The sequence below is a fragment of the Streptomyces sp. NPDC004561 genome, from assembly GCF_053602155.1.
In genome coordinates, this window is the sequence record NZ_JBSGDB010000258.1 from 1 (window position 1) to 12,414 (window position 12,414).

At 68.5% G+C, this 12,414-nt stretch carries 9 protein-coding genes and 5 pseudogenes; 7 read left to right on the forward strand and 7 right to left on the reverse strand.

Annotation, left to right across the window (positions count from 1 at the left end; all coding sequences use genetic code 11):
* Positions 1 to 643, reverse strand: a pseudogene (locus tag ACWEN3_RS28345) (hypothetical protein); the annotation flags it as partial.
* Between the two features lie 423 nt (positions 644 to 1,066).
* Here ACWEN3_RS28345 and ACWEN3_RS28350 point away from each other — a divergent pair.
* From ACWEN3_RS28350 to ACWEN3_RS28370, 5 genes and pseudogenes are all read left to right on the forward strand, one after another.
* A complete protein-coding gene (locus ACWEN3_RS28350; protein ID WP_452976402.1) occupies positions 1,067 to 1,474 on the forward strand; it encodes a TraR/DksA family transcriptional regulator in 408 nt (135 codons plus the stop codon).
* 645 nt (positions 1,475 to 2,119) lie between these two features.
* Positions 2,120 to 2,251: a ferredoxin reductase gene (locus ACWEN3_RS28355; protein ID WP_452976404.1), complete on the forward strand. Its 132-nt coding sequence runs from the start codon at positions 2,120 to 2,122 to the stop codon at positions 2,249 to 2,251.
* A pseudogene (locus ACWEN3_RS28360) lies at positions 2,248 to 3,615 on the forward strand (NAD(P)/FAD-dependent oxidoreductase); the annotation flags it as partial. The gene ACWEN3_RS28355 and the pseudogene ACWEN3_RS28360, both read left to right, overlap by 4 nt.
* Positions 3,616 to 3,792: 177 nt before the next feature.
* Positions 3,793 to 4,869: pseudogene (locus ACWEN3_RS28365) on the forward strand (cytochrome P450); the annotation flags it as partial.
* 660 nt (positions 4,870 to 5,529) lie between these two features.
* The gene (locus ACWEN3_RS28370) at positions 5,530 to 6,000 is read left to right on the forward strand and encodes a GNAT family N-acetyltransferase (protein WP_452976406.1); all 471 of its coding nucleotides are present in this window, start codon (positions 5,530 to 5,532) and stop codon (positions 5,998 to 6,000) included.
* Positions 6,001 to 6,035: 35 nt separating this feature from the next.
* Here ACWEN3_RS28370 and ACWEN3_RS28375 read toward each other — a convergent pair whose 3' ends face one another.
* Positions 6,036 to 6,257 carry a hypothetical protein gene (locus ACWEN3_RS28375; RefSeq protein WP_452976408.1) on the reverse strand — a complete coding sequence of 74 codons (222 nt, stop codon included), beginning with the start codon at positions 6,255 to 6,257 and terminating at the stop codon, positions 6,036 to 6,038.
* Between the two features lie 78 nt (positions 6,258 to 6,335).
* On the opposite strand from ACWEN3_RS28375, the gene ligA reads away from it, so the two are divergent.
* Entirely contained in the window at positions 6,336 to 8,426 is a 2,091-nt protein-coding gene (gene ligA / locus ACWEN3_RS28380; protein ID WP_452976410.1) for an NAD-dependent DNA ligase LigA, read from the forward strand.
* 694 nt (positions 8,427 to 9,120) lie between these two features.
* On the opposite strand, the pseudogene ACWEN3_RS28385 reads toward ligA, so the two are convergent.
* From ACWEN3_RS28385 to ACWEN3_RS28405, 5 genes and pseudogenes are all read right to left on the reverse strand, one after another.
* Positions 9,121 to 9,947: pseudogene (locus ACWEN3_RS28385) on the reverse strand (IS5 family transposase).
* Between the two features lie 122 nt (positions 9,948 to 10,069).
* Positions 10,070 to 10,273 (reverse strand): cold-shock protein, encoded by a 204-nt coding sequence (locus ACWEN3_RS28390; protein WP_452976412.1) that lies wholly within the window; start codon positions 10,271 to 10,273, stop codon positions 10,070 to 10,072.
* Positions 10,274 to 10,576: 303 nt separating this feature from the next.
* On the reverse strand, positions 10,577 to 10,951 hold the full coding sequence (locus ACWEN3_RS28395) for a DUF3883 domain-containing protein (protein ID WP_452976414.1): 375 nt from the start codon (positions 10,949 to 10,951) through the stop codon (positions 10,577 to 10,579).
* A gap of 132 nt (positions 10,952 to 11,083) precedes the next feature.
* Entirely contained in the window at positions 11,084 to 11,533 is a 450-nt protein-coding gene (locus ACWEN3_RS28400; RefSeq protein WP_452976416.1) for a hypothetical protein, read from the reverse strand.
* A gap of 135 nt (positions 11,534 to 11,668) precedes the next feature.
* Entirely contained in the window at positions 11,669 to 12,007 is a 339-nt protein-coding gene (locus ACWEN3_RS28405; protein ID WP_452976418.1) for a hypothetical protein, read from the reverse strand.
* Positions 12,008 to 12,094: 87 nt separating this feature from the next.
* Here ACWEN3_RS28405 and ACWEN3_RS28410 point away from each other — a divergent pair.
* Positions 12,095 to 12,414 (forward strand): annotated as a pseudogene (locus ACWEN3_RS28410) (transposase); the annotation flags it as partial.

Sequence of the window (12,414 nt, forward strand, 5' to 3'; positions counted from 1 at the left end):
GCCAAGGCGAGCAAGGCGGACGTGGACGCGCTCGCGGCCAAGGTGAAGAAGACGCCGTACTCGCTGATGAGCCCGTACGAGAACCAGTCCGCCCCCCACGCGTTGCGACCGGCTCGAACGGGGGCGTGCCTTTCCCCTCCGCCATCAACTCCTCCCACGAGAGCGGGGCGGCGTCGGCGGCGCCGACGAGGAGGCGGCGCACGGCGTCTGGGGCGAGCCACACCGCTTGCCAGAGCGAGCAGTCGTCGATCCTGCTCGCCACGGGCAGGCCGCACGCCTCGCAGACCATGTTGGGGCCGTCGGCCCCGTCGAGGCCGCAGCAGGCACTCCCGCACTTCTCCGGGATCAGCCGGGTGCCGCGGGCATCTCCGGGTGCGATGACGATCGCGCCCGGCATGCCGTCGGACAGGGCGTGGACCGGCGCGTAGATGCCGCGGGCCGCCGCCTCGTCCGGATCGATCCTCTCCCACCTCCGACGCGGCGGCCCCCAGGGCTCCGGATCCACCGCGAACGTGCCCGGCTCCATGAGCACCGGGAGCTGAATCCCACTCCCGTACTTCTGATGGGCATGAGCCGGCAGGGCAACCTCGGACAGCGGGACGGTCAGATCAGCGCCACACCCCGCGCACACGAAAACGAACAAAGATCCTCCGCCTGGGCATACAGAGGCATCGTCGCAGCTCAGTGCCGGCCAGCCAAGGTGTTTGCGGTCCCACCGACCCATCGGTCAGCCATGGGCCTGGGGCACTCCGGTCGTGGTGACAGCGGCGATGGCCATCGTCCTGTCCACCACTCATGCCTTGACCGAACGTTTCGTTGCTGTCCCTCTCGTTGCGCGGGAACGGCTGAGTGCCCCACGGTGACGTTATGGACACGGGTCCGTCGGCCGTCCTGGATTCGTCCTTGTGTCAGGTCGATGCGGCTGTGACGGACCCTCCCGGCCGACGTCAGCCACCCTCCCGGCGCATCCCCCTTGCGGTGACCGGCCGCGTTGCGCGCTCGGCCCAGGCGGCGGGGCGTGGGTGACTGGGGGAATCACGGACCGGGAATCGGCGTTGTCGCACGCATGGGCGATCCATCCCCGTACGGCCATGACGCGCGTGGCCCGTCCAACGTCGCGGCGGCCCACGCACGCCTTGCGGCCGATCGTGCCGAAACCCTCGCGCGGGCGGCCGCGCTGAGCCGCGAATTCGACGGGATCGTCGCGGCGAACGCCTTGGTCGCAGTTGATGACGAGCACGACCCCGAGGGGGGCAGCACCGCCTTCGAGCGGGCCCACGTGGCCTCCCTGATGGCGCGGGCACGCGAGCACCTGGAAGAACTGGACCGAGCACTGGAACGACTCGAACGAGGGCACTACGGAGAGTGCGAAGGCTGCGGCGGAACGATTCCTCCCGAACGCCTGGAGATCCGTCCGGCAGCAACCACCTGTGTACGCTGCGCCCGGTCGGGCCCGCGCCGGCCTCCGTCCTGACGCAGCCCGTATCTCCGGCGCATCGCCCAGCCCCTTGAGTTGAAGCCTGAGCATCAAAGGTGTCCGTCCGGATCGAACCTGTGACACCCGATTTGGGACGTCGATCCGACCTCTGCAGACTCGGCGTCTCGCTGCCGTGCCGGGCACGCCGGTTCTCTCCCCAGGTACGCCGCTGTCCAGCGTCGTTGATGCCAACGTTGGATGTCAGGCGTTCGTCTCCCGGGCCATCGGGCTCGCCGGTATCGGTGCCGCTGTCACGCTGATCCTCTGACGGCATTCCGGCGCACCGTGCCACCCGGTTTCCGTCGAAACGGCAATCCAAAAGAGCGCCGCTTACGTAGCCAAGTTGCGGCCGCAACCAGGGTTAGGTCTCTGGTCAGGCGCCGGCCGCCTGAGCCGCGGTGATCAATTCTTTCCATAGAGGCCCGACGAGTGCGGTGCACCCCCGCGCGTTTCGCAGGGGTGGGCAGCGGCCGAATCCCCCCTTGTCGAGCGCCGGAGTGGCGCCGGCTTGAGGGTGTGCAGCTCCCACTCCCTGTGGAGGTCGGGGTGAAAGTTGTCGTTGACCGTTCCTGATGTGAGAGGTGTGCCCAACGCACGTTCCCGGCTCCGGAAGCGTTCCGGATGCACGGCTAGGAAGCGCTCATGTACGACCCGAACCCCGACGACGCCCAGCGCGACGACGTGCTCCGCGCCGCGGCGGCCTACCCGATCCAGGCGATTCTGGTCGACCGGCTGGAGGCGCGGCACGCACCGGCGGAGGCGTCGCCGTCATGACCAGTGCCGACAACCTGCGAGCGTTCAAGCGCGATGGCCGCATCGTGGTCGTAGGAGCGTCACTGGCCGGACTGCGGGCCGCGGAGGCGCTGCGGGACGAAGGCTTCACAGGATCGCTGACCATGATCGGCGACGAGCTGGGCGAGCCATACGACCGGCCTCCGCTGTCCAAGCAAGTGCTGACCGGGTGGGTGCCTGCAGGGGGCACCGCTTTGCCCCGCGGTCGTAGCACCGATGCGGAGTGGCTGCTGGGCGTGCCCGCCAGCGGGCTGGACCTCGCGACGAACCACGTGCGACTCGCCGACGGACGCGAGGTTCCCTTCGACCGGGTGCTGATCTCCACCGGGGTACGGGCCCGGCCCTGGTTCGTCGAGTCCGAGGCGGCTTTGGACGGAGTGTTCGTCGTACGTACGCGCGAGCATGCCGAGAGCCTGCAGCGGGCCCTCGCCGCCGGCCCTTCCCGCGTTCTGGTCATCGGTGCGGGATTCACCGGCTCCGAGATCGCCTCCGTCTGCCGAGAGCGGGACATCCCGGTGACCGTCGCCGAGCTCGGGGCGGCCCCGCTGGTCGGGGCGCTGGGTAGCGTGATCGGCGAGGTTGCGGCGGACCTGCAGCGCGCTCACGGCGTCGACCTGCGTTGCGGCGTCAAGGTCGCCCGGCTTGAGGGCGACGCGCAGGGACGGTTTCGCCGTGCTCACTTCGACGACGGCAGTACGGTCGACGCCGATGTGGCGGTGGTGGCACTCGGGAGCATCCGCAACACCGAGTGGCTGCGGGAGTCGGGACTGGCGGCGGGCGTGTGGGGAATCACCTGCGACACGGGCTGCCGCGCCCTCGACACCAATGGCCGCGTCACCGAGGACGTCTTCGCCGCGGGGGACGTGGCACGTTGCCCGAACCCCGTCTACGAATACCGGCTCATCTCAATGGAGCACTGGGCCAACGCCGTGGAACAGGCCGAGGTCGCGGCACACAACATGGTCAGCGGCCAGGCGGACCGCCGGCCCCATCTGTCCATCCCGCTGTTCTGGTCGATCCAGTTCGGCGTCAACATCAAGTCCGTCGGCGTACCGACCTTCGCCGACGAGGTCGTCGTCACCCAGGGATCGCTGGACGCCCGCCGTTTCGTCACCGCATATGGCTATCGGGGCCACGTCACGGCTGCCGTGAGCTTCAACAGCGCCAGGTGGCTGCACCACTACCAACGTTTGATCGAGACGACCGCACCTTTTCCGCCCCCGTCCCCCACGCCCGACCAGCCGGCCGACATGAAACCGATGCCCGTCGACTTCCCCGGCCCCGCCCTGCTCGCTCAAGGCGCCACCGTGGTCGTCACAGGCCATGACCCGGGTGAGCGCCGCGTACCGGTCATGCACCAGCATCGGCAGAAGGAAGGCCAGACGACCACGCCCAAGACGCCCGGCACGCTGCAACGGATCTTCGACCACTCCGCCCGGGCCGACCCGTACCCGCTGTATGCCGAGTTGCGTGAGACGCCGGTGGCTCGGCAGGAGGACGGCAGCTACGTCATCAGTACCTATCGCGAGATCAGGGACATACTGAATGACCCGCATCTGAGCTCCGACGTGCGCAATCTGTCGCGTCCGCCCTCAGCCGAGGGAGGGGCCGCGTCGTCGTTCATCCACATGGACCCGCCCGAGCACGATCGCGTGCGGCGTACGGCGATGCGTCAATTCGGCCCCCCGCACACCCCTGGGCTGGTGACCGGGTTCGAAGGCTTCCTGACCGCCACCGTCGGCAGCCTGATCGACGATTTGGCGGGCAGGGACCGGATCGACGTCGTCGACGATTTCGCCTTCCCTCTCCCCGTAACCGTGATCTGTCACTTGCTCGGCGTGCCACGCAAGGACGAGCCGAGGTTCCACCTCTGGGTGAACGACATCATGAACTCGGTCGACTACGACCCCGAGACGGACCCGAAGGAGAAATTGGACAAGGGCGTACAGGCCCGCAAGGACTTGCGTCAGTGCCTTGGCGGCCTGGTGGAACAGCGACACGGCCGGCCGAGCGACGATCTGTTGGGCCGGCTGGCCAACGACGACGGGCCCGACGGTCGGATGGCCGACGCCGAAATCGTCGCCACCGCCAAACTGCTGCTCATCGCCGGCCATGAGACCACCGTCAACCTCATCACCAACGGCATGCTGACGCTGCTGCGCCACCCGCAAGTGCTGCAGCGGCTGCGCCGCGAACCGGAACTCGTCGTGCCGCTGGTCGAGGAACTGCTGCGCTACGAGCCCCCCGTGCACATCATTCCCTGGCGAGCGGCGTACAGCGATATCACCGTCGGCGACACCGTCATCCCCAAGGGTTCGCAGATCATGCTCATGTTGGCCTCAGGCAGCCGCGATCCGGAGCGCTTCCACGATCCCGACCGCTTCGACCCGGATCGGCGTGACAACCAGCACCTGGGGTTCGGCAGCGGCATCCATTCGTGCTTCGGCGGCCCGCTGGCCCGGCGGGAAACCCAGATCGCGCTGACCGAGCTGGTACGCCGGCTCGACCGCCCCAGGCTGGTCGCCGACCCGCCGCCGTACCGGCCCAGCCCCGTTCTCCGGGGTCCGATCCATCTGGACATCGAGCAGGGTCACGGTTGACGCGGCAGCCGAGGGCAGTTGCAAGGTCGCGCCGCGGACGGCCCGGCGATCGACTGTGAGGATTGATCACGGCGCCGTTCGGCAGGCCTGACCCGCCGAACGATTGACGCTTCGAGCCGTCCTCTCCGGGAATCGCCGGCCGGCTGGGCGGCGCTTTGCACGCGGCCGGTCGGGCACCTGCGACCTCACAGGAGCCCGGCCAAAGGTCCCACCACAGTCTTGTCCAGCCGCCCGAACGCCGACTGCCGCGTATGCCTACTCGGCCGTCCGCACCGCCCGCTGGTCCGCGCAGCGATCTGTCTCCCGGCCTGCGACAAATCCTCTGTCCGGTCGCCTCCAACTGCCCGGCTGCCCGGTCCCGCAGCGGCCGCATGCCGTCAGGACACCGGTGAGGACATCGAGGCCGACGATGGGGCGCCGTGTGTACTACCCGTCGCCGGATCATGGTGCGTCTACGTCAGCCCAGGTCAACGGGGTTGCCTCGGGCGCGGACACGGCCCGGCGTGCCGCTCCCGGCTCGCATCCGCTATGCCGCATACGCTGCGAGAACGTCCGACCTTCTGCCCTTGACGACGCGTACACACAACCGACTGCCGCACGGCGGCGGCTCTTCACCTCGGCCCGGACGGCGCAGCTGCCGGATGCAGGAAGGGGCGTTGCATGAGATCTCCAAGCGTGCACCTACGGGAGATCACCGACGACAACCAGGATGCCGTTCGTGCCCTCCGCGTCCGACGTGACCAGAAGCAGTTCGTGGCCTCCGTGTCCAAGTCGCTCAAGGAAGCGGCGAAGAAGCCGGAGACCAATCCCTGGTACCGCGCCGTCTACCGCGGGGACGAGCCGGTCGGCTTCGTGATGCTGTCCTGGAAGCCGCCGGCTGGTCCTTACAAAGGGCGGCACTTCATCTGGCGCCTCCTCGTCGACAAGCGATACCAGAAGCGAGGAATCGGCCGAGAGGCACTCACGCAGATCGCCGCCCTCGTTCGCGCAGACGGCGCCACCGAGCTGCTGACCAGCTACGAGCCCGGCGACGGCGAACCGTGGCCCTTCTACCAGAGGTTCGGTTTCGAACCCACCGGAGAGATCGACGACGGCGAGATCGTTCTACGGCTCACCTTCCCCGCTCGGTGAACTCGTACCGGAAACCGCGGGCTGTGCTCCGGTGGTCACTTCACCAAGTAGCTGGTGGCCATGCGGAAGTGGCAGCCCCGCAGATACAGAGGGCTGACGAGCTGGACACGTACGCATTCGGCGACGTCGTCAGGCGACGTGGCGGTCTCTGCCAGGTGGGCCGCATGGTGGATCCGGGCGCGGCACTCGGCATCGGTGATGGTGACGACTTCCAGACGCCGGGCGCGGGCTGCCGGCTGCCCGACAGCCAGTTCCATGGCCGGCATCACCTCCGCGGTGGTGATGCCGGCGCTCTTGCGGGGGCGTTGTCAGTGGTGGCAGGCAGGATGGCGGGCATGACGACACCCATCGCGCAGATCATGGATGCCGCTGCCTACGCGCAGGCGGTCGAGGACGCGGTAAAGGCCGCGGCCGCCTACTACGCGGGCGGCACCTCGGCCCTGGACGACGACGCCTACGACCGGCTCGTGCGGGGCATCGCCGCATGGGAGACCGATCATCCCGACCAGGTGCTGCCCGACTCTCCGACCGGGAAGGTTGCCGGCGGAGCGGCCGAGGGCGACGTGCCGCACACAGTGGCGATGCTGAGCCTGGACAACGTGTTCTCGCCGGAGCAGTTCGCCGCCTGGGCGGCCTCACTGGCCCGACGGATCGGCCATGAGGCGGAACGCTTCAGCGTCGAGCCGAAACTCGACGGGCTGGCCGTCGCCGCCCGCTATACCCAGGGCCGGCTGGCCCGGCTGATCACCCGTGGCGACGGGACGGCCGGTGAGGACGTCTCCCACGCGATAGGCACCATCGAGGGCCTACCAGGCGAGCTGGCCGAGCCGGTCTCGCTGGAGGTACGCGGCGAAGTGCTGATGACCACCGCCCAGTTCGAGCACGCCAACGAGACACGCATCGCACACGGCGGACAGCCGTTCGCGAATCCGCGCAACGCCGCAGCGGGCACGCTGCGCGCCAAGGACCGCGCCTACACGGTGCCGATGACCTTCTTCGGCTACGGCCTGCTGCCGCTACCCGACACCGACGACGCTCTGGACGAGCGGCTTACGGCCCTCGCGCACAGTGAACTGATGGCCCTGGCCGCCGAGCTGGGTGTGAACACGACCGCCACCACCCTGGTGCCCGGCATCACCGCCGCCACCACTGACGAGGTGCTCACTCGCATCAAGGAGATCGCCGCGCTGCGTGCCGAGCTGCCGTTCGGTATCGACGGCATCGTCGTCAAGGCCGACCTTGCCGCCGATCAGCAGGCCGCGGGATCCGGCTCGCGAGCCCCGCGGTGGGCGATCGCCTACAAGCTGCCCGCCGTCGAGAAGATCACCCGGCTTCTCGATGTGGAGTGGAACGTGGGCCGCACGGGCATCATCGCCCCGCGCGGAGTCCTGGAACCGGTAGAGATCGACGGCTCCACCATCAGCTACGCGACGCTGCACAACCCGGCCGACATCACCCGACGCGATCTACGCCTGGGTGACCACGTCATGGTCCACCGCGCCGGCGACGTCATCCCCCGCGTCGAAGCCCCGGTCGCCCACCTGCGTACCGGCGCCGAGCAGCCGATCCTGTTCCCCGAGGTGTGCCCGCGGTGCGGCTCCGGCATCGACACCAGTCAGGAACGCTGGCGCTGCGAGCAGGGCCGTAACTGCCATCTGGTGGCTTCCCTCTCCTACGCGGCAGGCCGCGACCAGCTCGACATCGAAGGCCTGGGGGCCACCCGCGTCGTGCAGCTCGTCGAAGCGGACCTGGTCGCCGATCTCGCCGATCTGTTCACCCTCACCCGCGATCAGCTCCTTGCACTGGAGCGGATGGGCGAAACCAGCACCGACAACCTGCTCGCCGCGCTGTCTGCGGCCAAGGCTCAGCCGCTGTCGCGGGTGCTGTGCGCGCTCGGCGTCCGCGGGACGGGTCGATCCATGTCACGGCGCATCGCCCGGCACTTCGCCACCATGGACACCATCCGCGCCGCGGATGCCGAAGCGCTGCAGCAGGTCGAAGGCATCGGTCCCGAGAAGGCGCCGTCCATCGTCGCTGAGCTCGCCGAGCTCGCCCCGCTGATCGACAAACTCGCTGTGGCCGGGGTGAACATGACCGAGCCTGGCGCCATTCCCCCGTCGGCGACGGCCGCAGATCCGGGCGCCAACGGTGCCGCGACCACCACCCCAGCCGCCGGCTCGCTCGCTGGGATGACGGTCGTGGTCACCGGCGCAATGACCGGGCCGCTGGAACAGCTCAGTCGCAATCAGATGAACGAACTCATCGAACGGGCCGGCGGCCGCTCCTCCTCCAGCGTGTCCAAGAAAACCACCCTGGTCGTCGCCGGCGACAACGCCGGGTCCAAGCGCACCAAAGCCGAAGACCTCGGCATCCGTCTCACCACTCCCGACGAGTTCGCCGCGCTCGTCGCCGATTACCTGAACTGAGGCTGGCGCGAGCGGCCGACCACACGACGGGTGCGGGGGCGAGGACGTCGGGATGGTCACGCCCCCGGCACCCGCTGCACGCAGCCCAGGCGCCCAGCACTGCCCAGCACTCGGGCGCCGCCGCAGCTGATGTGCGGCATAAATGAGCTGGTCACCGTCAGATGCGGCGGGCAGCCGGAACGGTCTGGCGGGTGGTCGCTCTTGCTCGGGCAGAAAGATGATGCGGGTGCCGTTGGGTGCATCCCGGCCCACCATGCACCGCTCATCGCGGTTGCGGACGAAGGTGACCAGGCCCTTGAGCTGATCCAGTCGACGAACTCCGGCCGAGGACGGAAGTCCGGGCCGACCCGTACCTGGGCGCCCTCGCAGCGCCCCTCTACCTGGGCGCCCTCGCAGCGCCACTCCCCGACTCCTCGGTCCTTCCCCGGCCGCCCGACCCGTGTCGTGTGCACGCGTGTACTCATCCACGTGTGCACGCCTTAACGCCCGCAACCCCGGCCCGCCGACGCGTGCGCGGGTACAGCGACGACGGGCCTGGCGGCCGCCAGGCCCACCATCTTGATCCGTCGGGTCATGTCCGGCAAACCCGCGCACGCAGCCCCCGTCACGGCCACGGCGCTGTGACCAAGCGCTTCGGTCAACGAGTCTGAGCGTTGTAGTTGCCTCTCCCCCGGCTCACTGCGGCCAGCGCCTCTTAGAGGTCCTGACAAAGCCGTTGGACGTGGCGGTGAGTGATGAGGCAGGTGGCGAGACCGAGAAATGCCTCATGGATGTCGTCGCGTCGTTCCCAGCGGATCCGCAAGCGCCGGAAGCCGTGGAACCATGAGATCGTGCGTTCTACGACCCAGCGGAAAATGCCCAGGCCAGAGCCGTGTGGATGGCCTCGCTCGGCGATCACGGGTCGGATGCCGCGCTGCCAGAGGAGGCGACGGTACTTGTCGTGGTCGTAGCCACGGTCGGCGAGGATCGCGTCGGGCCGGTGTCTGGGACGGCCGACGACACCCGCGATGGCCGGGACCTTGTCGAGCAGGGGCAGCAGTTGGGTGACGTCGTTGCGGTTTCCGCCGGTCAGCGACACCGCGAGCGGGATTCCCTGGGCGTCGGTGAGGACGTGGTGCTTGCTGCCCGGCCGCGCACGGTCGACCGGGCTGGGGCCGCTTTTGGGCCCCGTCGAGCGGCCCGCACGTGGGAGGAGTCGATCACCGCCCGCGACCAGTCCAGCTTCTTCGCGGCCCGGAGCCTCTTCAGCAGCATCAGGTGCAGTGCGTCCCACACGCCGGCTTCGTTCCATGCCGCCATGCGCCGCCAGCACGTCATCCCCGAGCCGAAGCCCAGTTCCTGGGGCAGGTACTCCCACTGGATGCCGGTGTGCAACACGAACAGGATCCCGCACAACGCCTGCCGGTCCGGCACCCGCGGCCGCCCCTCCACCGCCTTCGGTGCCGGCTCAGGCAACAACGGCTCGATGAGCGACCACAGTTCATCCGACACGGTCCAAGGCCGCGACTGACTTTTCCCCACACCCGACCCAACGACCGTCCAAGACGAAAGTCACATGATCAACAGCTTCTGTCAGGACCTCTAAGACCGAAGAAGCCCCAGCCGGTGGTGCATCCCGGCTGGGGCTTCCTTTGCGTTCGGCGTTACAGGGGGCGGATGTTCTCCGCCTGCGGGCCCTTCTGACCCTGCGTAATGTCGAACTCGACCTTCTGGCCTTCCTGGAGCTCGCGGAAGCCCTGGGTGGCGATGTTCGAGTAGTGGGCGAAGACGTCCGGGCCGCCGCCATCCTGCTCGATGAAGCCGAAGCCCTTCTCCGCGTTGAACCACTTCACAGTGCCCTGAGCCATGTGCCTGTCTCCTTCGAGAGGACTCGTATCGGGTCCCACACCGTGCGGGATCCGGAGGTGATCGCCCTGGTCCGGAGAGGCGTTGAACAGCAAAAACGCCCGCGATTGCGATCACGGGCGAACGGGACTTCGGAACCACGACTGCTGGTCACCACGCTACACCGCCTGGTGAGGCTCGGCCACTCGCTTCCGGTCATCGCGGCGCGGCGCCCTGATGTGCCGCACGCGTGCAGCGGGCCGCGAAATCCGCAGGTCAAAGCAACCTAACCGCGTCCCCTATGGGGTTAGGGGCACCCCGCAGCATTACAACGAGACGTCGACTTGCTCTCCGGCGGCGAGCACGTCCGAAGGCATCGTGAGCCATATACCTTCATCACTCACTCCCCTGTACTGACCTTCCGGCAGCTCCCGAGCAGGAGTGTTCAACCGCCAAGGCAGCCTGCTCGGCTCCCGGACCACGACCAGGATTGGGGCCGTCCGGCAGCCCAGCACGACGTACAACCACCAGTCCGCCCCAAGGTCGAGCATCGCCTCACGCTGCCGGTCGGTGATCGAAACCGACGTGCCGCGCCCACCCTTACCCTTCACCTCGATCAACCGGGCCAAGCCGCCATCCGGGCCGCGCGCCACCAAGTCGCACGTGAAGCAACGGGCACCCGGGTGGCGCCCTGGGCCCACTCCCGGACCTCGCCGGAGAGCCCCAGGGGCCAGCCATCGCCGACGTAGATGACCTGGCGTCCCTGTGCCCGCTCGTAGCGGATCGCCAACTCGACGGCGGCGCGCTCGGGCGTGGGGGTCGGCGTGGCGGGTTCAGCCGGTCATCTTGAGGAAAGTTGCAAGGTCCTCGTCGGCTGCTGTCACGTCGGTCAGACCCTGCTGCAGGGTCGCGATGTCGCCGGTGCTCTGACCGGAGGAGCATTCGTCGGCGGCCTTCTGCAATTCGCCCATGGTCTTGCGCCATTGGGTCTGCCAGTCCGGATTCGGAAGGGTCTCGACGCTCGCCGAACTCGCGTCGGTGCCGAGTTTCTGGCAGTCGGCGGCTTCGGCGTCGCCCCCGCCGTCGTGGGCGATCTTCTTGGTGTCGGCTCCGATGGCGCCGAGAGATGTCATCACGTCATCGGGAAGGAACGTGACGCTCGGGCTGACCGACGGTGATGGGGACGGCTTACCGATCGGGACACCGCCGTCGACGGTGGGCTTGGCGCTGCTGCAGGCAGCGGCGAGCAGGATGACGGGAACGAGCATGACGATACGGCGCACGGGCCCCCTTGGCAGTGCGGAAGTTGCCTGCCGACACAGTGGCAGCTGAGCACAGGCGCCGGGCCCCATTCGACCGCCCGGCCGCCCCGAGGACCCTCATCGGCGGGACAGATCGCACGGTACTCCGGCCGTGCATCAGTCGGCGGGCTGCCGCCCCATCCGTCGGGCCATCCTCGCCGCCTGCTCCGGGGTCACCAGCTGCACCTTGCGGCGGAATATGCCCTTGACCACGAAGAAGCAAGAGAACTTGCCATGCGGTCCAGTCTCGCGGCACTCGTACAGGCCGTTCCCGGGCAGCGGCCACCCGTACGGGGCGGTGCGGCCGCGACCGAGGAAGGTGCGGGCGTACACGTACTTCTCGTTCGTGCCGCGGATCTTGGCCACCCAGCCGTTCATGTTGTGGCAGATGAGACGCTGCGGCGTGATGGACACCTCGGGGAACACCGCGGCGGGATCGGCTGTGGCGATGTCCACGGGGATCTCGAGCGCCGCAAGAGACGCCGCCTTCTGCTCGTCGGTGGCGTGCCGTGTGCAGACTTCGGGATGGGGGCCGATGCCGGTTCCGCAGACCAGCTCAAGACCCTGCGAGGGTACCGCCAGGGCGAGTCGGACCTCATCGAACGCGACGGCGTCTTCTGTCTCCTCGCGACGTGCGAGGTTCCGGAAGCCGAGCTCAATGCGAACCCGGACGGGTTCCTCGGCGTCGACCTGGGTGTCGTCAACATCGCGACGACATCCGACGGTGAGGTCTTCGCAGGCCGCAGACTGAACCGGTACCGGGCCCGGCAGCTCAGGTTGCGAGCGAAGCTGCAGAAGAAGGGCACGAAGTCCGCCAAGCGCAGGCTGAAGCAGCGCTCGCGGCGCGAGCGGCGGTTTGCCGC